Origin of the sequence: Enterobacter hormaechei subsp. xiangfangensis (genome assembly GCF_001729785.1) — a bacterium.
GTDB classification, from domain to species: domain Bacteria; phylum Pseudomonadota; class Gammaproteobacteria; order Enterobacterales; family Enterobacteriaceae; genus Enterobacter; species Enterobacter hormaechei_C.
Window position 1 is genome coordinate 662,891 of sequence record NZ_CP017183.1, and the last position, 19,535, is coordinate 682,425.

The window sequence follows — 19,535 nt, forward strand, 5'->3', positions numbered from 1 at the left end:
GTAAACCGTGGCGAAAGCTCCAAAACGCGCATTTGTCTGTAATGAATGTGGTGCGGATTATCCGCGCTGGCAGGGGCAATGCAGCGCCTGTCATGCCTGGAACACCATCACCGAAGTGCGTGGTGTGGCGGCTTCGCCGAGCGTGGCCCGCAATGAACGACTGAGCGGCTATGCGGGCAATGCAGGCGTGTCGAAGGTACAAAAACTTTCGGATATCAGCCTTGAGGCGCTGCCGCGCTTCTCAACCGGATTCAAAGAATTTGACCGCGTGCTCGGCGGTGGCGTAGTGCCGGGCAGCGCTATACTCATCGGCGGTAACCCGGGCGCGGGTAAATCGACCCTGCTGCTGCAAACGCTCTGCAAGCTCGCCGAACAGATGAAAACCCTGTACGTCACGGGGGAAGAATCACTCCAGCAGGTGGCGATGCGCGCGCACCGCCTCGGCCTGCCGACCGGCAATCTGAATATGCTGTCGGAAACCAGCATCGAGCAAATCTGCATGATCGCCGAAGAAGAGCAGCCGAAGCTGATGGTGATCGACTCCATTCAGGTGATGCATATGGCTGACATTCAGTCGTCACCGGGAAGCGTGGCGCAGGTGCGTGAAACCGCGGCCTACCTGACGCGCTTTGCCAAAACGCGCGGCGTGGCGATTGTGATGGTTGGTCATGTGACCAAAGACGGCTCGCTGGCGGGACCGAAAGTGCTTGAACACTGTATCGACTGCTCGGTGATGCTCGATGGCGATGCGGATTCCCGTTTTCGTACCCTGCGCAGCCATAAAAACCGCTTTGGCGCGGTGAATGAGCTGGGCGTGTTTGCCATGACCGAGCAGGGGCTTCGCGAAGTCAGCAACCCGTCGGCCATCTTCCTGAGCCGTGGCGACGAGATCACGTCCGGGAGTTCGGTGATGGTGCTGTGGGAAGGAACGCGTCCGCTGCTGGTTGAAATTCAGGCGCTGGTGGATCACTCGATGATGGGCAATCCGCGGCGCGTGGCGGTCGGTCTGGAACAGAACCGCCTGGCGATCCTGCTGGCGGTGCTGCACCGTCACGGCGGTCTGCAAATGGCGGATCAGGATGTGTTCGTCAACGTGGTTGGTGGGGTGAAGGTTACGGAAACCAGCGCGGACCTGGCGCTGCTGCTGGCAATGGTCTCCAGCCTGCGCGACAGACCGTTGCCGCAGGATCTGGTGGTATTTGGTGAGGTAGGGCTGGCCGGCGAGATCCGCCCGGTGCCGAGCGGTCAGGAGCGTATCTCCGAAGCGGCAAAACATGGCTTCCGCCGCGCGATTGTTCCGGCCGCCAACGTGCCGAAAAAAATTCCGGAAGGGATGCAGGTTTTCGGCGTTAAAAAACTCGCAGATGCGTTAAATGTCTTTGACGACTTATAATTACGTATTCGATTTTGCAGGAGGCACCGTAATTTATGTCATCATTTGACTACATCAAGACCGCTATCCGCCAGAAGGGCTGCACGTTGCAGCAGGTGGCGGACGCCAGCGGCATGACCAAGGGCTACCTGAGCCAACTGCTGAACGCCAAAATCAAAAGCCCCAGCGCGCAGAAGCTGGAAGCGCTGCACCGTTTTCTGGGGCTTGAATTTCCGCGGATGCAAAAGAACATTGGCGTGGTGTTCGGTAAGTTCTACCCGCTGCATACCGGGCATATCTATCTGATCCAGCGCGCCTGTAGCCAGGTCGACGAGCTGCATATCATCATGGGTTATGATGAAACCCGCGATCGCCAGCTGTTTGAAGACAGCGCCATGTCGCAGCAGCCCACCGTGCCGGACCGCCTGCGCTGGCTGCTTCAGACCTTTAAATATCAGAAAAATATTCGTATTCATGCCTTTAACGAAGAGGGCATGGAGCCGTATCCGCACGGCTGGGACGTGTGGAGCAACGGCATCAAAGCGTTTATGGAAGAGAAGGGCATTGCGCCTAACTGGATCTACACCTCTGAAGAGTCCGACGCGCCGCAGTTCCGCGAGCATCTGGGTATCGAGACGGTGCTGATCGATCCTAAACGCACCTTCATGAACATCAGCGGGGCGCAGATTCGCGAGAACCCGTTCCGTTACTGGGACTACATCCCGACCGAGGTGAAGCCGTTCTTCGTGCGTACGGTGGCGATCCTCGGCGGCGAGTCGAGCGGGAAATCGACGCTGGTCAATAAGCTGGCGAACATCTTCAACACCACCAGCGCGTGGGAGTATGGCCGCGATTATGTCTTTTCACACCTTGGCGGCGACGAGATGGCGTTGCAGTATTCCGACTACGATAAAATCGCGCTCGGTCATGCCCAGTACATTGATTTCGCGGTGAAATACGCCAATAAAGTCGCCTTTATTGATACCGATTTCGTCACCACGCAGGCGTTCTGCAAAAAGTACGAGGGGCGCGAGCACCCGTTTGTGCAGGCGCTGATTGACGAATACCGCTTTGACCTGGTGATCCTGCTGGAAAACAACACCCCATGGGTGGCCGACGGCATGCGCAGCCTGGGCAGCTCCGTGGACAGGCGTGAGTTCCAGACCATGCTGGTAGAGATGCTTAACGAGAACAACGTTGAGTTTGTCCATGTGGAAGAGTCGGACTACGACACCCGTTTCCTGCGCTGCGTCGAGCTGGTGAAGGAGATGATGGGGGAGCAGGGGTAAAAGATTTACCCCTCACCCTAACCCTCTCCCAAAGGGAGAGGGGACTTTAATCACCCTCTCCCTTTAGGAGAGGGCCAGGGTAAGGGAATCAGTCCAATCAATACTCAACCACCACCTTCCCACGCATATGCCCCTCCAGCACCTTGCGGTGCGCTTCGGTAATGCTTTCCACGCTTAGCCCGTGCAGCGTTTCGCTGAGCGAACTTTCCACTACGCCGTTATCCACCAGCTTCGCGACTTCGTCCAGGATCTCTCCCTGACGCGCCATATCCGCCGTCTGATACATGCTGCGGGTGTACATGAATTCCCAGTGCAGCGCGGCGGATTTGGACTTCAGCTTGTCCTGGTTCAGCGGATGTTCATTCTCAACGATGGAACAGATATGCCCCTGCGGTGCAATCAGGTCGCTGACCGCATCCCAGTGCCCGTCGGTGTCGTTGAGGATGAAAATGTAATCCACAAAGGTCAGCCCGTGCTTCGCCAGTTCGCCTTTCAGATCGCGGTAGTTCACCACCACATCTGCACCGCGATCGCGGCACCACCGGGCGGAATCTTCACGGGACGCCGTTGCGATCACCTTTACCTTGCTGTTGTGCTTCGCAAACGGGATCGCCAGCGATCCCACCCCGCCCGCGCCGCCAATAATCAGCAGCGTTTTATCTGCGTCGGCATCCTGAATCTTCAGCCGTTCAAACAGGCCTTCCCACGCGGTGAGCGCCGTCAGCGGCAGTGCAGCCGCGGCGGCCCAGTCAAGGCTTGCAGGCTTGTGCCCGACAATGCGCGCATCGATCAGCTGATGTGTGGTATTGCTGCCCGGTCGGGTGATATCCCCCGCGTACCACACTTCGTCACCCGGTTTGAATCCGGTGACGCCAGCCCCAACGGCTTTTACGATCCCGCTGGCATCCCACCCGAGAATGCGCGGCTCCTTCAGCCCGCTTTTAGCAATGCCTGCATGTACCTTGGTGTCCACCGGGTTTACGGAGACGGCTTTCACCTCCACCAGCAGATCGTGTTCGCCGGGCTGCGGCATCGGCGGGGTGATTTCAACGAAGGTGGAGGGATTTTCTGGGTTAACGGCAATGGCTTTCACTGACATGGTGTGCTCCTCAATGGCATTCGTTTTGTTGAGGCTAGTCTATTAAGTGGTCAGCCGCATGATAAGATGGACAATCCAGAACTCAGCGTTCGTACAGAGTGAACAATCATGTTTAAACAGCTTCAGGATATGGCACTGTTTGCGCTGGTGGCCGAGATGGGCAGCTTTACCGCGGCGGCGCAGAAGGCGGAACTGCCAAAATCCAGCGTCAGCCAGCGTATTAGCCAGCTGGAGCAGCAGGTGGGGATCCGTCTGTTGAATCGCACGACGCGCAGAATAAGCCTGACGTTTGCGGGCGAGCACTATCTGGTGCACTGTCGCGAGATGCTGGCGGCCAGCGAGCGCGCGGAGTATGCCATTCAGCGGCTGCGAGAAAACCCCAGCGGGCGGCTGCGGATCACCTGTCCGGCAGGAATTGGCGCGACGCTGCTGGCGCATATGAATGCCGAGTTCCAGCTTCGCTATCCGGACGTGTCACTGGATGTGTCGATCTCAGACGACGTGGTGGATCTGGTCGAGTCTGGCTTTGACGTGGCGCTGCGCACCGGCAAACCGCAGGATTCTTCCCTGATTGGCCGCATGATTGGGCACTGTCCGCGCTACATGCTGGCCTCGCCCGACTACCTGGCACGCCGGGAGCCGTTAATTCATCCCCGACAGCTGGTGGAGCATCGCTGCATTACGCACCGGGCATGGTCGGAGTGGCTTCTGCGAAGCGAGAATGAGGATTACCGCTACCTGCCGGATAACGCTCATATGACGGATAATCTGGTGTACGCCAGGGAATGCGCCATTGCCGGGGCGGGGATCACGCTGTTACCCGCATTCCTGCTGGAAGATAAGATCGAAAAGGGCGCGCTGGTGAAGGTGTTGTCGGCGTGGAGCGTTGAGGGAAACGATCTCTGGCTGGCCTACCCGAGTCGTAAGCTCAATTCGCCTGCGCTGATGAGCTATATCGACTTTGCGATGCAGTTTGATGAGGTGAAGCGGTATTACGTGGGCGGGTGATTTTGTGCGGCCTGATGCCCTCACCCTGGCCCTCTCCCACGGGGAGAGGGAACAAACATAAAAAACGGCAACCGAAGTTGCCGTTTTGCTTTTATTTCGCAATACGCTTGTACTTAATACGCTTCGGCTCCAGCGCGTCTGCGCCCAGCGTGCGTTTCTTGTACTCTTCGTATTCGGTGAAGTTACCTTCGAAGAACTCCACCTTACCTTCGTCCTGGTAGTCCAGGATGTGGGTCGCGATACGGTCCAGGAACCAGCGGTCGTGCGAGATAACCATCGCGCAGCCCGGGAACTCCAGCAGGGCGTTTTCCAGCGCGCGCAGGGTTTCGATGTCCAGGTCGTTGGTGGGTTCATCGAGCAGCAGAACGTTGCCGCCAACCTGGAGCAGTTTTGCCAGGTGCAGACGACCGCGCTCACCGCCGGACAGCTCGCCCACGCGTTTGCCCTGGTCGGTGCCCTTGAAGTTAAAGCGGCCAACATAGGCGCGGCTTGGCATCTCGGTATTGCCGATACGCATGATATCCAGACCGCCGGAGACTTCTTCCCACACGGTTTTGCTGTTGTCCATCGCGTCGCGGAACTGGTCAACGGAGGCCAGCTTCACGGTCTCACCCAGGGTGATAGAGCCGCTGTCAGGCTGTTCCTGACCAGACATCATGCGGAACAGGGTGGATTTACCCGCGCCGTTCGGACCGATGATGCCAACGATAGCGCCTTTCGGAACGGAGAAGGTCAGATCGTCGATCAGCACGCGGTCGCCGTAGGACTTACGCAGGTTAGTCACTTCAACCACTTTATCCCCCAGACGAGCTCCAGGTGGAATAAACAGTTCGTTGGTTTCGTTACGTTTCTGGTATTCGGTGTTGTTCAGCTCTTCGAAGCGTGCCAGACGGGCTTTGCCCTTAGACTGACGGCCTTTCGCGCCCTGACGCACCCACTCCAGCTCTTTCTCAATAGACTTACGGCGGGCGGCTTCCTGAGACGCTTCCTGCGCCAGACGCTGGTCTTTCTGCTCCAGCCAGGAGGAGTAGTTGCCTTCCCACGGAATACCTTCGCCGCGGTCCAGCTCCAGGATCCAGCCCGCAACGTTGTCGAGGAAGTAACGGTCGTGGGTAATCGCTACCACGGTGCCTTCGAAGTCATGCAGGAAGCGCTCCAGCCACGCCACGGATTCGGCATCCAGGTGGTTGGTCGGTTCGTCGAGCAGCAGCATGTCTGGTTTTTCCAGCAGCAGGCGGCACAGCGCCACGCGGCGGCGTTCACCACCGGACAGGTTTGCGATTTTCGCATCCCAGTCTGGCAGACGCAGGGCATCAGCCGCGCGCTCCAGCTGCACGTTCAGGTTGTGACCATCGTGCGCCTGGATAATTTCCTCATATTTGCCCTGCTGAGCGGCCAGTTTGTCGAAGTCCGCATCCGGCTCGGCGTATTTGGCATACACTTCATCCAGACCTTTCAGGGCGTTAACCACCTCGGATACCGCTTCTTCAACGGATTCACGCACGGTGTGCTCCGGGTTCAGCTGAGGTTCCTGCGGCAGGTAGCCGATCTTAATGCCAGGCTGCGGACGGGCTTCACCTTCGATGTCTGTATCGATGCCGGCCATGATGCGCAGCAGGGTGGACTTACCGGCACCGTTGAGACCCAGAACACCGATTTTTGCGCCCGGGAAGAAGCTCAGCGAGATATTTTTAAGAATATGACGTTTCGGCGGGACAACTTTGCCGACACGATGCATGGTATAAACGAATTGAGCCACGTTGGACTTCGCCTCTTTTATCGTGATGAGAATGAATTTCAGCCTCGAAGTGTAGCCTTTTTCACGCCCTAATCCCAGCCAGGAACGTCGGGAGTGTTAAAACGCGCAAGAAAGGTAAAAAAGTGTCCATGACGTGGCGCGTTGTGGGATGCCTGGTTAGCATAAGTTGATGTAACTTTGACGTGGCAAGACGCTGCAACTGACGAAAAACAATGAGGAAGAGCTTGTGGAAAAAGCCAAACGGGTGGTCTGGCGTCTGCTGGCTGCCAGCGTATGCGTAATGGCGGTAAGCCAGGCGGTGCATGCCGATTCACTGGACGAACAACGTAGCCGCTATGCCCAGATTAAGCAGGCATGGGACAACAGGCAGATGGATACCGTGCAGGCGCTGATGCCGACGCTGAAGGATTATCCGCTGTATCCGTATCTGGAGTATCGCCAGATTACTGACGATCTGATGAATCAACCAACCGTCACCGTGAACAACTTCATTCAGGCGAACCCGACCCTGCCGCCTGCGCGCACCCTGAAGTCCCGGTTCGTGAACGAGCTTGCCCGTCGCGAAGACTGGCGCGGCCTGCTGGCCTTCAGCCCGGACAAGCCGGGCGCGACGGAAGCGCAGTGTAATTACTATTACGCGAAATGGGCTACCGGCCAGCAGGAAGAAGCGTGGGCCGGCGCAAAAGAGCTGTGGCTGACGGGCAAAAGTCAGCCCAACGCCTGCGATCCGCTTTTCAGCGCCTGGCGCGCGTCGGGGCAGCAGGATCCGCTCTCCTACCTCGAACGCATCCGCCTGGCTATGAAGGCCGGGAACACGCGGCTGGTCACCGTGCTGGCGGGGCAAATGCCGGCGGATTATCAGACAATTGCTTCTGCCGTTATCGGCCTGGCAAACGATCCGAACACCGTCCTGACGTTTGCGCGTACCACCGGCGCGACCGATTTTACCCGCCAGATGGCGGCGGTGGCCTTTGCCAGCGTGGCGCGTGATGATGTGGAAAACGCCAGGCTGATGATCCCGCAGCTGGTGCAGGCCCAGCAGCTTAATGACGATCAAACTCAGGAGCTGCGCGATATCGTGGCATGGCGACTGATGGGAACAGATGTCACCGACGAACAGGCGCGCTGGCGTGATGATGCGGTGATGCGTTCAAACTCTGTCTCGCTGGTGGAGCGTCGCGTGCGCATGGCGCTGGGAACGGGCGATCGTCGTGGCCTCAATACCTGGCTGGCGCGTCTGCCGATGGATGCCAAAGAGAAAGATGAATGGCGTTACTGGCAGGCAGACCTGCTGCTGGAACGTGGTCGTGACGATGAAGCCAAAGAGATCCTCCACTCCCTGATGCAGCAGCGCGGATTCTACCCGATGGCGGCGGCGCAGCGTCTGGGCGAGGAGTACACCCTGAAGATCGACAAAGCGCCAGCCAACGCGAACCCGGCGCTGACGCAGGGGCCGGAAATGGCGCGCGTGCGCGAGCTGATGTACTGGAATCTGGATAATACCGCGCGCAGCGAATGGGCGAATCTGGTCACCAGCCGTACCACTGAAGAGAAAGCGCAGCTTGCCCGCTATGCGTTTGATAATCGCTGGTGGGATCTGAGCGTGCAGGCGACGATCGCCGGCAAACTGTGGGATCATCTCGAAGAGCGTTTCCCGCTGGCTTATAAGGATCTGTTCGATCGCTACACCAGCGGCAAAGATATTCCGCAAAGCTACGCGATGGCCATTGCCCGTCAGGAGAGCGCCTGGAACCCGAAAGTGCGTTCACCAGTGGGTGCCAGCGGCCTGATGCAGATTATGCCGGGCACCGCGACGCACACGGTGAAGATGTTTAATATTCCAGGCTACAGCAGCCCGTCCCAGCTGCTGGATCCGGAGACCAACATCAACATCGGTACCAGCTACTTGCAGTACGTCTATCAGCAGTTCGGTAATAACCGTATCTTCGCGTCAGCGGCGTACAACGCCGGGCCAGGCCGCGTGCGGACATGGCTTGGTAACAGCGCAGGGCGTATCGACGCCGTGGCGTTTGTCGAGAGCATTCCGTTCTCGGAAACGCGCGGCTATGTGAAGAACGTGCTGGCCTATGACGCCTACTATCGCTACTTCATGGGGCAGAAAGATACCCTGATGAGCGATGCCGAGTGGCAGAGACGTTACTGATCGGCGCGGGTTGTGTTATGCTGTACTCGCTAATGAGTACAAGAGGCAGCATAACATGACCCAGCATTCCCCGTATTCCTCGGCCATGGCCGAACAGCGTCATCAGGAGTGGCTTCGTTTTGTGGAGTTGCTCCGCCAGTCTTACGACAAAGATCTGCATTTACCGTTGCTACAGCTGATGCTGACGCCCGATGAACGTGAAGCGCTGGGCACGCGGGTACGCATTATTGAGGAACTGCTGCGCGGCGAAATGAGCCAGCGCGAGCTGAAAAACGAGCTGGGCGCGGGCATCGCGACCATTACCCGTGGTTCAAACAGCCTGAAGTCGGCGCCGGTTGAACTGCGTCAGTGGCTGGAAGCGGTATTGCTGAAAAACGCCGGATGACGGCTTCGCCTTATCCGGCCTACAGACTTAACGATAAATCGCGTTATGGAACGGACTTAACGCCAGAATAACGGCCTGGTGGTAAACGCTCGAACGGGTGAGCTTGCCCGCGGTAAAGACGCCAATCGCCCCCTCTTTACGACCAATCTCATCAATGCCGGTATAGTGCGACATTACCGGCCCCAGCGCCTCACCCGCGCGGACTTTCTCCAGTATGACCTCCGGCAGCGGCAGCGTGGCAGAACGCGCTTCGCCGCGCTGCTCGCGGCTTTCGATGACAACCCAGCTGAAGGTCGCTCCTTCGTCGATACCAGCTTCAATCGCGACCCAGAAGTCAGCGTCTGGCGCGGCGGCTTTTGCATTCGCCACGCGATTTCGTGCGCCAGCGCGTGTTTCCTCGCTGCCAAACGGCTGTTCCGGCACACCGCTCTCGACGCCGACGGCGTCAATATGGCAGGATCCTTCGCCAAAGATCTCTTCAAATGCCCTTAGAATTGCCTGAATTTTGGCAGGATTGGTGGTAGCAGAGACAACATGGTGCATAATTAAGCTCGATTTAAAAAATTCATCGCAGTATAACGGAAAAAAAGCATGTTACAGGTATACCTTGTTCGCCACGGTGAAACGCAGTGGAACGCCGAGCGACGTATTCAAGGCCAGTCAGACAGTCCTCTCACCGACAAAGGTGTGCAGCAAGCGTGGCAGGTGGCGGAGCGCGCCAGAACGCTGGGCATCACTCACGTCATCTCCAGTGATTTAGGCCGCACACAGCAGACAGCACGCATCATCGCCGATGCCTGTGGCTGCGACGTGACCCTCGAACCGCGTCTGCGCGAGCTGGATATGGGCGTGCTGGAAAAACGTCCTATCGATACGCTGACGGAAACCGAAGAAGGCTGGCGCCGCACGCTGGTGAACGGCACTGAAGATGGTCGCATCCCTGAGGGTGAATCCATGCAGGAGCTGAGCGTGCGCATGCATGCCGCGCTGGCCGAGTGCCTGAAACTCCCGGCAGGTAGCCGACCGCTGCTGGTGAGCCACGGTATCGCGCTGGGTTGTCTGGTGAGCACCATTCTGGGACTGCCGGCTTACGCCGAACGCCGTTTGCGTCTGCGCAACTGTTCCATTTCCCGTATCGACTATCAGGAAAGTGCCTGGCTGGCATCGGGGTGGGTGGTTGAGATGGCAGGGGACATTTCGCATCTTGATGCCCCTGCACTGGACGAATTGCAGCGTTAACGACGTACCGGAATCAGGAATTCCATACGCAGATTGATAGGGCCTTCTTCCGGTTTAGCATCTTGCGCCGGATAGTAGCGCTCAATGTCCTGACCTTTACGGCGATTCAGATTCAGCATCGGCATGCAGGTCCCGTAAACGGTCAGGATGAACTCCTGAACGCCCGTTCCTAAACCTTCGTATGAGAACATCACATACTCGCCGCCTTCCAGCACGACAGGCTTCGAGCCATGAATGTAACCGTTCGCCATATCAGGCGTCAGCGCCGTGGTATAGAACACCTCCTGCTCGTCATCTTTTTCCTGGCTTGGATGCGTTTCGTTCAAACCATACAGAATCGGCGGGATCGCCGGAGCATGGCTTAAAAATTCGCGCCAGAACTGAACGCGCATCTGATGGCGGAACTCGGAGATCTGCTCAAGGGAACAGGAGTAGCTCTGCGTGGTGCCGACCAGGTGCGTTTCTGGCAGGGTGATGATTTCATATTTTGGCATCGCAAACTCGCCCAGACGCAGCGGCGGACGCATACCAAAGGAGCTCCAGTCCGGCGAGCGGCGATAAAGCGCTGGCGTTAACGAGAACTGCTTTTTAAAGGCGCGGGTGAAAGTTTGCTGTGAATCGAAACGATATTGCAGGGCAATATCAAGGATTGGTCGCGCGGTCAGGCGCAACGCAACAGCAGACTTTGATAAACGACGTGCGCGAATATAGGCACCGATAGCATGACCGGTGACATCCTTGAACATCCTTTGCAGATGCCACTTGGAATAGCCTGCTTTTGCCGCCACATTATCCAGTGACAATGGCTGGTCGAGATGACCTTCCAGCCAGGTGAGCAGGTCGCGAATAATTCCAGCCTGATCCATATACTATCCTCATCCTTAAAACTGCCGCAGGTGCCTGTTTACAGGTTAGCGGATAATAGCATTTTTTGACGTTTTAGCATTCAGTGTTTTTTTTGCGCATAAATGCTTTTTATGGTGATTTATGTGCGGATATATTCTAATCCTGTGATCTTGCTACATTTTTATCTAACCTGTTGAATAATCGCTCAGCGTAATTTTTTATGAATGGTAACAATATGAAATACAAGGTTTTAGTCTTTGCAGCACTGGCGCTGATGGCAGGGCGCGTGGCGCAGGCGGAGCAAATTGGCTCCGTGGATACCGTGTTTAAAATGTTTGGGCCGGACCACAAAATTGTGGTGGAGGCGTTTGACGATCCGGACGTTAAAAACGTCACCTGCTATGTCAGCCGGGCGAAGACCGGCGGGATTAAAGGCGGCCTGGGGCTGGCTGAAGACACGTCTGACGCGGCCATCTCCTGCCAGCAGGTTGGACCGGTGGAATTGAGTGACAAAATTAAAAACGGCAAAGCGCAGGGCGACGTTGTATTCCAGAAACGGACCTCGCTGGTGTTCAAAAAGCTACAGGTGGTCCGTTTTTATGATGCGAAGCGTAACACCCTGGCTTATCTGGCCTACTCGGACAAAGTCGTGGAAGGCTCACCGAAAAACGCGATTAGCGCGGTGCCGATTATGCCGTGGCATTAATAAAAAAAAACGGCGCAAATGCGCCGTTCTTTACTGCGTGATGTGAGGATTACTCCTGGAGGTCACCGCAGAAACGATAGCCTTCACCATGGATCGTGGCGATGATTTCCGGCGTATCAGGCGTAGATTCGAAATGTTTACGAATACGACGGATGGTTACGTCAACGGTACGATCGTGTGGCTTCAACTCACGACCGGTCATTTTCTTCAGCAGTTCTGCACGAGACTGAATCTTGCCCGGGTTCTCGCAGAAGTGCAGCATCGCGCGGAATTCACTGCGCGGCAGTTTGTACTGCTCACCGTTCGGGCTAATCAGCGAACGGCTGTTGATATCAAGTTCCCAGCCGTTGAATTTGTAGCTGTCGACGCTACGACGCTCTTCACTGACCGTACCCAGATTCATGGTGCGGGACAGCAGGTTGCGTGCACGAATGGTTAACTCGCGAGGGTTGAACGGCTTGGTGATGTAGTCATCCGCGCCGATTTCCAGACCAAGAATTTTATCAACCTCGTTGTCACGGCCTGTCAGGAACATCAACGCGACGTTCGCCTGTTCACGCAGTTCGCGCGCCAGAAGAAGCCCGTTTTTGCCCGGCAGGTTGATATCCATAATCACCAGGTTGATATCATTTTCAGAAAGGATCTGATGCATCTCTGCGCCATCGGTCGCTTCAAAGACATCGTAGCCTTCTGCTTCGAAAATGCTCTTTAACGTGTTGCGTGTTACCAACTCGTCTTCAACGATAAGAATGTGCGGGGTCTGCATGTTTGCTACCTAAATTGCCAACTAAATCGAAACAGGAAGTACAAAAGTCCCTGACCTGCCTGATGCATGTCGCAAATTAACATGATCGGCTTAACGTGACTAAAGTACGTAATTGCGTTCTTGATGCACTTTCCATCAACGTCAACAACATCATTAGCTTGGTCGTGGGTACTTTCCCTTTGGACCCGACAGTGTCAAAAACGGCTGTCATCCTAACCATTTTAACAGCAACATAACAGGCTAAGTGACACCGGACACCCAATAAAACTACGCTTCGTTGACATATATCAAGTTCAATTGTAGCACGTTAACAGTTTGATGAAATCATCGTAGCTGAATGCTAGCCTTTGTCACAATTTTTCAATAAACCAACTAGTTGCGGACATTGATTGATAAACGGTACGAATCCAATCAGAAAAGAGTATTCATATGGTCATTATCATTACAAAACATAAGGATAATGGTCTTCTGTTAACATTCTAACTGATTGTTCAGCCACAAAATAGTTTAGCTTTTTTTAATTGTTATGAAACGCTATTTCGGTGATTTGTGTTGCAAAAATGTAAATTCGTGCTGCGTAATATGTTGAACTGAATCACATTTTTACCTGCTAACTGATTAAAAAGAGAGCGTAAATGCATCTGTCGATTGTGCTGGTGGCACCAGCAAGAGCTGAAAATATTGGCGCTGCGGCGCGTGCCATGAAGACTATGGGTTTTACCGATTTGCGTATTGTGGACAGCACGGCGCATCTGGAGCCTGCTGCGCGCTGGGTGGCGCACGGTTCGGGTGATATTCTCGATAATATAACCACTTACGCTACGCTCGCCGACGCACTCCACGATATTTCATTTACCGTCGCGACGACCGCGCGCAGCCGGGCGAAGTTTCACTATTACGCCACGCCTGCTGAACTGGTGCCGATGCTGGAAGAGAAAAGCCAGTGGCTGGAGAAAGCCGCGCTGGTGTTTGGGCGAGAAGATTCCGGGCTGACTAACGAAGAGCTGGCGCTGGCTGACGTGCTGACGGGCGCGCCGATGGTGGCGGATTATCCGTCACTCAATCTGGGGCAGGCGGTGATGGTCTATTGCTATCAATTAGCATCCTTAATACAAATTTCTCAGCCACCGGTGACAGTTTCGGATGAAAACCAGCTGGCGGCACTGCGTGTTCGTGCAGATAAGCTTCTTGCGCAGTTGGGCGTCGCTGACGACCAAAAAATGGTGGACTGGTTACAGCAGCGCCTGGGGCGTCTTGAACAGCGCGACACGGCAATGCTGCACCGATTGCTTCATGATATTGAAAAAAAATTAGCGGAGTAAAATAGTGCCATAGGTTTTTATTATGGCCGATCCTGCTGATGTCTGGGGTTGCAACTGGGGTATTCCGATGAAAATAAATCTGCGCGCAGCGGGACGTGAGAATGTCCCGAATTGTGATCGAATTAAAAATTCATTGACTTAAGGGGCTCGATCCTTTAACCCTAAAAGAATAGAGCACAGACAGATAATAATGACAGAGTACACAACATCCATGAAACGCATCAGCATCACCACCATTACTACAACCATCATCATTACCACAGGTAACGATGCGGGCTGACGCGTACAGGAAAAACAGAAAAAAGCCCGCACCTGAACAGTGCGGGCTTTTTTTTCGGCTAAAGGAAATGAGGTAGAACCATGCGAGTGTTGAAGTTCGGCGGTACGTCAGTGGCAAATGCAGAACGTTTTCTGCGTGTTGCCGATATCCTGGAAAGCAACGCCAGGCAGGGGCAGGTTGCCACCGTGCTCTCTGCCCCGGCCAAAATCACGAACCACCTGGTGGCGATGATTGAAAAAACCATCGGTGGTCAGGATGCACTACCGAACATCAGCGACGCCGAGCGTATCTTCGCCGATCTGCTTCAGGGGCTGGCCGACGCCCAGCCTGGTTTCCCGCTGGCGCAGCTGAAAAGCACCGTTGAACTTGAATTTGCCCAGATTAAACACGTTCTTCACGGTATCAGCCTGCTTGGCCAGTGCCCGGACAGCATCAACGCGGCGCTGATTTGCCGGGGTGAAAAACTCTCCATCGCCATCATGGCAGGCGTGCTGGAAGCGCGCGGTCACCACGTGACGGTCATCGATCCGGTTGAAAAACTGCTGGCTGTGGGCCACTACCTCGAATCCACCGTCGACATTGCCGAGTCGACACGCCGTATTGCGGCGAGCAAAATCCCGTCTGACCATATGATCCTGATGGCAGGCTTTACCGCCGGTAACGAGAAGGGCGAACTGGTGGTGCTGGGGCGTAACGGATCCGATTACTCTGCCGCCGTGCTGGCCGCCTGTTTACGCGCAGACTGCTGTGAGATCTGGACTGATGTCGACGGCGTTTATACCTGCGATCCGCGCCAGGTGCCGGACGCCAGGCTGCTGAAGTCGATGTCGTACCAGGAAGCGATGGAGCTTTCCTACTTCGGCGCTAAAGTTCTTCACCCGCGTACCATCTCCCCGATTGCCCAGTTCCAGATCCCTTGCCTGATTAAGAATACCGGTAATCCGCAGGCGCCGGGTACGCTGATTGGCGCCAGCGCGGATGAAGATGACCTGCCGGTGAAAGGCATTTCTAACCTCAATAACATGGCGATGTTCAGCGTCTCCGGCCCGGGGATGAAGGGCATGGTCGGCATGGCGGCACGCGTCTTTGCCGCTATGTCCCGCAACGGGATCTCCGTGGTGCTGATCACACAGTCTTCTTCCGAATACAGCATCAGCTTCTGCGTTCCGCAGGGCGATTGCCTGCGCGCCCGTCGCGCGCTGGAAGAAGAGTTCTATCTGGAGCTGAAAGAAGAGCTGCTGGAGCCGCTCTCGATTCAGGAGCGTCTGGCGATTATCTCGGTGGTCGGCGACGGTATGCGCACCCTGCGCGGTATCTCCGCCAAATTCTTTGCCGCGCTGGCGCGGGCCAATATCAATATCGTGGCGATTGCCCAGGGCTCATCCGAGCGTTCCATTTCCGTTGTCGTGGATAACGATGACGCCACTACCGGCGTGCGCGTGGTGCATCAGATGCTGTTCAACACCGACCAGGTGATTGAGCTGTTCCTGGTGGGCGTCGGCGGCGTCGGCGGCGCGCTGCTGGAGCAGGTAAAGCGTCAGCAGGAGTGGCTTAAGAAGAAACATATCGATCTGCGCGTCTGCGGCATTGCGAACTCGAAAGCGTTGCTGACTAACGTCCACGGTCTGAACCTGGAAAACTGGCAGGCGGAGCTGGAAGAGGCGAAAGAGCCGTTTAACCTGGGCCGCCTGATCCGCCTGGTGAAAGAATATCACCTGCTTAACCCGGTGATCGTTGACTGTACCTCCAGCCAGGCGGTGGCCGATCAGTACGCGGATTTCCTGCGCGAAGGTTTCCACGTGGTGACGCCGAACAAAAAGGCCAACACCTCGTCAATGGATTACTATCACCAGCTGCGTCTGGCGGCGAGTAAGTCGCGCCGCAAGTTTCTGTATGACACCAACGTGGGCGCGGGCCTGCCGGTCATCGAGAACCTGCAAAACCTGCTGAACGCGGGCGACGAACTACAGCGTTTCTCCGGCATCCTCTCCGGCTCCCTGTCGTTTATCTTCGGCAAGCTGGACGAAGGGATGAGCCTGTCGGAAGCCACCCGCGCCGCGCGCGAGCTGGGTTACACCGAGCCGGATCCGCGGGACGACCTCTCCGGTATGGACGTGGCGCGTAAGCTGCTGATCCTGGTGCGCGAGACCGGCCGCGAGCTGGAGCTTTCTGATATCGTGATTGAGCCAGTGCTGCCAGCAGAATTTGATGACAGCGGTGACGTCAGCGCCTTTATGGCGAATTTACCTCAGCTTGACGATGCCTTTGCCGCACGCGTTGCGAAAGCCCGTGATGAAGGTAAGGTATTGCGCTATGTTGGCAACATTGAAGAAGACGGCGTCTGCCGGGTGAAGATTGCCGAAGTGGATGGCAACGATCCGCTGTACAAGGTGAAAAACGGCGAGAACGCTCTGGCGTTCTACAGCCATTATTATCAGCCACTGCCGCTGGTGCTTCGCGGCTATGGCGCAGGGAATGATGTGACGGCGGCAGGCGTGTTTGCCGATCTGCTGCGTACCCTGTCATGGAAGTTAGGAGTTTAAGATGGTTAAAGTATATGCCCCGGCTTCCAGCGCTAATATGAGTGTCGGATTTGACGTGCTGGGCGCGGCGGTAACGCCGGTGGACGGTTCGCTGCTGGGCGATACGGTTACGGTTGAGGCGGCAGAGCGCTTCAGCCTGAATAACATCGGCCGTTTCGCCAGTAAGCTGCCGTCTGAACCGCGCGAGAATATTGTTTATCAGTGCTGGGAACGCTTCTGTCAGGAGATTGGCAAAAACGTGCCGGTCGCCATGACGCTGGAAAAGAGCATGCCGATTGGTTCGGGGCTGGGCTCGAGCGCCTGCTCGGTGGTCGCCGCGCTGGTGGCGATGAATGAGCACTGCGGCAAGCCGCTGAACAACAGCCGTCTGCTGGCGCTGATGGGCGAGCTGGAAGGGCGCATCTCCGGCAGCATTCATTATGATAACGTGGCGCCGTGCTTCCTTGGCGGCATGCAGCTGATGATTGAAGAAAATGGCATCATCAGCCAGCAGGTGCCAGGGTTTGATGAGTGGCTGTGGGTGCTGGCCTATCCGGGCATTAAAGTGTCTACCGCCGAAGCGCGTGCGATCCTGCCGGCGCAGTATCGTCGTCAGGACTGTATCGCCCACGGGCGTCATCTGGCGGGCTTTATTCATGCCTGCTACACCCGACAGCCGCAGCTGGCGGCGAAACTGATGAAAGACGTTATTGCCGAGCCGTATCGCACGAAGCTGCTGCCGGGCTTTAACGAAGCGCGACAGGCATCCATGGATATCGGCGCACAGGCGTGCGGCATCTCCGGCTCCGGCCCGACGCTGTTCGCCTTATGCGACAAGCCAGACACCGCGCAGCGCGTGGCGGACTGGCTCTCTAAACACTACCTGCAAAATCAGGAAGGCTTTGTTCATATTTGCCGTCTGGACACGGCTGGCGCACGAGTACTGGGATAACGAATGAAACTCTACAACCTTAAAGATCATAACGAGCAGGTCAGCTTTGCGCAGGCGGTAACGCAGGGGCTGGGCAAAAATCAGGGGCTGTTCTTCCCCCACGACCTGCCGGAATTTCAGCTGACCGAAATCGATGAACTGCTGAAGCAGGACTTTGTCACCCGCAGCACCAAAATTCTGTCTGCGTTTATCGGCGACGAAATCCCACAGGAGCTGCTGGAAGAGCGCGTGCGTGCGGCGTTTGCTTTCCCGGCGCCGGTGAAGCAGGTGGAGCCTGACGTTGGCTGTCTGGAGCTGTTCCACGGCCCGACGCTGGCGTTCAAAGATTTCGGCGGTCGTTTTATGGCGCAGATGCTGACCCACATCAGCGGCGACAAACCGGTGACCATTCTGACCGCGACTTCAGGCGATACCGGTGCGGCGGTGGCCCATGCGTTCTACGGCCTGAAAAACGTCCGCGTGGTGATCCTCTATCCGAAAGGCAAAATCAGCCCGCTTCAGGAAAAACTGTTCTGCACCCTTGGGGGCAACATTGAAACCGTGGCGATCGACGGCGATTTCGATGCCTGTCAGGCGCTGGTGAAGCAAGCCTTCGATGACGAAGAGCTGAAGGCGGCGCTGGGGCTGAACTCTGCCAACTCCATCAACATCAGCCGTCTGCTGGCGCAGATCTGCTACTACTTCGAAGCGGTGGCGCAGTTGCCGCAGGACGCGCGCAATCAGCTGGTGGTTTCCGTGCCAAGCGGGAACTTCGGCGACCTGACGGCAGGCCTGCTGGCGAAATCACTCGGCCTGCCGGTGAAGCGCTTTATCGCCGCCACCAACGCCAACGACACCGTGCCGCGTTTCCTGAAGGACGGAAAATGGGCGCCGAACGCGACTCAGGCCACGCTCTCCAATGCGATGGATGTGTCACAGCCTAACAACTGGCCGCGTGTGGAAGAGCTGTTCCGCCGTAAGGTCTGGCGTCTGGGCGATCTGGGTTACGCAGCGGTGACGGACGAAACCACGAAAGCCACCATGCGCGAGCTGAAAGCGGTGGGCTATACCTCTGAGCCGCATGCGGCGATTGCCTATCGTGCCCTGCGCGATCAGCTTCAACCGGGTGAGTATGGCCTGTTCCTCGGCACCGCCCATCCGGCCAAGTTCAAAGAGAGTGTGGAAGCGATCCTGGGGGAAACGCTGCCGCTGCCAAAAGAGCTGGCCGAGCGTGCCGACCTGCCGCTGCTGTCTCATGAGCTGCCCGCAGACTTTGCCGCGCTGCGTAAGCTGATGATGACCCGAGCGTGATTTTTGTCGGGTGGCGGCTACGCCTTACCCGACCTACAACGGCTCAGAACGTAGGCCGGGTAAGGCGAAGCCGCCACCCGGCTTTTTTATGGAGAAATTAAGGAGAAAAACAGCAGGAAAAAAGCAGAATTTCCCAATAAATGCGGTCACTTAGCGTTTAGGATTGCAGAGAATAACATCCCCCGTTCCCATCATGTACTCTCCTTACATCGGCCCACGTTGGGCAAGAAGAATAAGGAGTCACCTATGTCTACACTGAAACCTGCACTTATCGCGCTTTCACTGATGCTGGTCGCTCCGATGGCGGTGCAGGCAGCTGAAATCACCCTCGTGCCCGCGGTAAAACTGCAAATTGGCGATCGGGATAATAACGGGCACTACTGGGATGGCGGCCGCTGGCGCGACCATGACTGGTGGAAAGCGCACTATGACTGGCGCGATAACCACTGGCGTCCGCACGATGAACATCGCGATCGTGACGATCAACACCGTCATGACGATCGTCGCCCGGACCGGAAGCACCATTAACATAAACC

At 56.4% G+C, this 19,535-nt stretch carries 19 protein-coding genes and 1 other annotated feature; of the genes, 14 read left to right on the top strand and 5 right to left on the bottom strand.

What is annotated here, in order from left to right; translation table 11 throughout:
• Positions 1–7: 7 nt before the first annotated feature.
• Positions 8–1,393, top strand: a complete 1,386-nt coding sequence (radA, locus tag BFV63_RS03240; RefSeq protein WP_003856523.1) for a DNA repair protein RadA — start codon at positions 8–10, stop codon at positions 1,391–1,393.
• A gap of 35 nt (positions 1,394–1,428) precedes the next feature.
• Complete coding sequence (nadR, locus tag BFV63_RS03245; RefSeq protein ID WP_003856522.1) at positions 1,429–2,661, top strand: multifunctional transcriptional regulator/nicotinamide-nucleotide adenylyltransferase/ribosylnicotinamide kinase NadR; 1,233 nt, start codon at positions 1,429–1,431, stop codon at positions 2,659–2,661.
• Positions 2,662–2,758: 97 nt separating this feature from the next.
• Here the strand turns inward: nadR and BFV63_RS03250 are convergent, their stop codons facing one another.
• Positions 2,759–3,760: a zinc-binding alcohol dehydrogenase family protein gene (locus tag BFV63_RS03250; protein ID WP_022650375.1), complete on the bottom strand. Its 1,002-nt coding sequence runs from the start codon at positions 3,758–3,760 to the stop codon at positions 2,759–2,761.
• A 108-nt stretch (positions 3,761–3,868) separates the two neighbouring features.
• Here BFV63_RS03250 and BFV63_RS03255 point away from each other — a divergent pair, with 108 nt between their 5' ends.
• Entirely contained in the window at positions 3,869–4,768 is a 900-nt protein-coding gene (locus BFV63_RS03255) for a LysR family transcriptional regulator (protein WP_022650376.1), read from the top strand.
• 91 nt (positions 4,769–4,859) lie between these two features.
• Here the strand turns inward: BFV63_RS03255 and ettA are convergent, their stop codons facing one another.
• A complete protein-coding gene (gene ettA, locus BFV63_RS03260; protein WP_003856515.1) occupies positions 4,860–6,527 on the bottom strand; it encodes an energy-dependent translational throttle protein EttA in 1,668 nt (555 codons plus the stop codon).
• Positions 6,528–6,753: 226 nt separating this feature from the next.
• Between ettA and sltY the strand changes: the two genes are divergently transcribed.
• The gene (sltY, locus tag BFV63_RS03265; RefSeq protein WP_003856513.1) at positions 6,754–8,691 is read left to right on the top strand and encodes a murein transglycosylase; all 1,938 of its coding nucleotides are present in this window, start codon (positions 6,754–6,756) and stop codon (positions 8,689–8,691) included.
• A gap of 55 nt (positions 8,692–8,746) precedes the next feature.
• Entirely contained in the window at positions 8,747–9,076 is a 330-nt protein-coding gene (gene trpR, locus BFV63_RS03270) for a trp operon repressor (protein WP_003856511.1), read from the top strand.
• Positions 9,077–9,103: 27 nt separating this feature from the next.
• Here trpR and yjjX read toward each other — a convergent pair whose 3' ends face one another.
• The gene (gene yjjX / locus BFV63_RS03275) at positions 9,104–9,619 is read right to left on the bottom strand and encodes an inosine/xanthosine triphosphatase (RefSeq protein ID WP_022646994.1); all 516 of its coding nucleotides are present in this window, start codon (positions 9,617–9,619) and stop codon (positions 9,104–9,106) included.
• A gap of 48 nt (positions 9,620–9,667) precedes the next feature.
• Here yjjX and gpmB point away from each other — a divergent pair, with 48 nt between their 5' ends.
• On the top strand, positions 9,668–10,315 hold the full coding sequence (gpmB, locus tag BFV63_RS03280) for a 2,3-diphosphoglycerate-dependent phosphoglycerate mutase GpmB (RefSeq protein WP_006810187.1): 648 nt from the start codon (positions 9,668–9,670) through the stop codon (positions 10,313–10,315).
• Here the strand turns inward: gpmB and robA are convergent.
• Positions 10,312–11,181, bottom strand: a complete 870-nt coding sequence (gene robA, locus BFV63_RS03285) for an MDR efflux pump AcrAB transcriptional activator RobA (protein ID WP_003856504.1) — start codon at positions 11,179–11,181, stop codon at positions 10,312–10,314. The two genes, gpmB and robA, sit on opposite strands and share 4 nt — an antisense overlap.
• Before the next feature lie 215 nt (positions 11,182–11,396).
• Between robA and creA the strand changes: the two genes are divergently transcribed.
• Entirely contained in the window at positions 11,397–11,867 is a 471-nt protein-coding gene (gene creA / locus BFV63_RS03290; RefSeq protein ID WP_003856503.1) for a protein CreA, read from the top strand.
• 49 nt (positions 11,868–11,916) lie between these two features.
• Here the strand turns inward: creA and arcA are convergent, their stop codons facing one another.
• Complete coding sequence (gene arcA, locus BFV63_RS03295) at positions 11,917–12,633, bottom strand: two-component system response regulator ArcA (protein WP_003856501.1); 717 nt, start codon at positions 12,631–12,633, stop codon at positions 11,917–11,919.
• Between the two features lie 95 nt (positions 12,634–12,728).
• On the opposite strand from arcA, the gene yjjY reads away from it, so the two are divergent.
• From yjjY to BFV63_RS03320, 7 genes are all read left to right on the top strand, one after another.
• Positions 12,729–12,869, top strand: coding sequence for a YjjY family protein (gene yjjY, locus BFV63_RS22950; protein WP_001541509.1), 141 nt, complete (start codon positions 12,729–12,731; stop codon positions 12,867–12,869).
• A gap of 399 nt (positions 12,870–13,268) precedes the next feature.
• Positions 13,269–13,955: a tRNA/rRNA methyltransferase gene (locus BFV63_RS03300; protein WP_003856496.1), complete on the top strand. Its 687-nt coding sequence runs from the start codon at positions 13,269–13,271 to the stop codon at positions 13,953–13,955.
• Between the two features lie 211 nt (positions 13,956–14,166).
• Positions 14,167–14,235, top strand: a complete 69-nt coding sequence (thrL, locus tag BFV63_RS22345) for a thr operon leader peptide (protein ID WP_015572623.1) — start codon at positions 14,167–14,169, stop codon at positions 14,233–14,235.
• Positions 14,174–14,291, top strand: a sequence feature (Thr leader region). It overlaps the preceding gene by 62 nt.
• 24 nt (positions 14,292–14,315) lie before the next feature.
• Positions 14,316–16,778, top strand: coding sequence for a bifunctional aspartate kinase/homoserine dehydrogenase I (gene thrA / locus BFV63_RS03305; protein WP_003856494.1), 2,463 nt, complete (start codon positions 14,316–14,318; stop codon positions 16,776–16,778).
• Between the two features lies 1 nt (position 16,779).
• Positions 16,780–17,709, top strand: coding sequence for a homoserine kinase (thrB, locus tag BFV63_RS03310; protein ID WP_022650380.1), 930 nt, complete (start codon positions 16,780–16,782; stop codon positions 17,707–17,709).
• Positions 17,710–17,712: 3 nt separating this feature from the next.
• Positions 17,713–18,999 (top strand): threonine synthase, encoded by a 1,287-nt coding sequence (thrC, locus tag BFV63_RS03315; protein WP_003856490.1) that lies wholly within the window; start codon positions 17,713–17,715, stop codon positions 18,997–18,999.
• Positions 19,000–19,245: 246 nt separating this feature from the next.
• Positions 19,246–19,527 (top strand): DUF2502 domain-containing protein, encoded by a 282-nt coding sequence (locus BFV63_RS03320; protein WP_048241417.1) that lies wholly within the window; start codon positions 19,246–19,248, stop codon positions 19,525–19,527.
• Positions 19,528–19,535 lie beyond the last annotated feature (8 nt).

Coding starts and splice junctions, on each gene's coding strand:
- nadR (WP_003856522.1), top strand. CDS start 1,429: ATGTCATCATTTGACTACATCAAGACCGCTATCCGCCAGAAGGGCTGC.
- arcA (WP_003856501.1), bottom strand. CDS start 12,633: ATGCAGACCCCGCACATTCTTATCGTTGAAGACGAGTTGGTAACACGC.
- BFV63_RS03300 (WP_003856496.1), top strand. CDS start 13,269: ATGCATCTGTCGATTGTGCTGGTGGCACCAGCAAGAGCTGAAAATATT.
- BFV63_RS03320 (WP_048241417.1), top strand. CDS start 19,246: ATGTCTACACTGAAACCTGCACTTATCGCGCTTTCACTGATGCTGGTC.
- gpmB (WP_006810187.1), top strand. CDS start 9,668: ATGTTACAGGTATACCTTGTTCGCCACGGTGAAACGCAGTGGAACGCC.
- thrC (WP_003856490.1), top strand. CDS start 17,713: ATGAAACTCTACAACCTTAAAGATCATAACGAGCAGGTCAGCTTTGCG.
- thrB (WP_022650380.1), top strand. CDS start 16,780: ATGGTTAAAGTATATGCCCCGGCTTCCAGCGCTAATATGAGTGTCGGA.
- robA (WP_003856504.1), bottom strand. CDS start 11,181: ATGGATCAGGCTGGAATTATTCGCGACCTGCTCACCTGGCTGGAAGGT.
- creA (WP_003856503.1), top strand. CDS start 11,397: ATGAAATACAAGGTTTTAGTCTTTGCAGCACTGGCGCTGATGGCAGGG.
- thrA (WP_003856494.1), top strand. CDS start 14,316: ATGCGAGTGTTGAAGTTCGGCGGTACGTCAGTGGCAAATGCAGAACGT.
- BFV63_RS03250 (WP_022650375.1), bottom strand. CDS start 3,760: ATGTCAGTGAAAGCCATTGCCGTTAACCCAGAAAATCCCTCCACCTTC.
- yjjX (WP_022646994.1), bottom strand. CDS start 9,619: ATGCACCATGTTGTCTCTGCTACCACCAATCCTGCCAAAATTCAGGCA.
- BFV63_RS03255 (WP_022650376.1), top strand. CDS start 3,869: ATGTTTAAACAGCTTCAGGATATGGCACTGTTTGCGCTGGTGGCCGAG.
- trpR (WP_003856511.1), top strand. CDS start 8,747: ATGACCCAGCATTCCCCGTATTCCTCGGCCATGGCCGAACAGCGTCAT.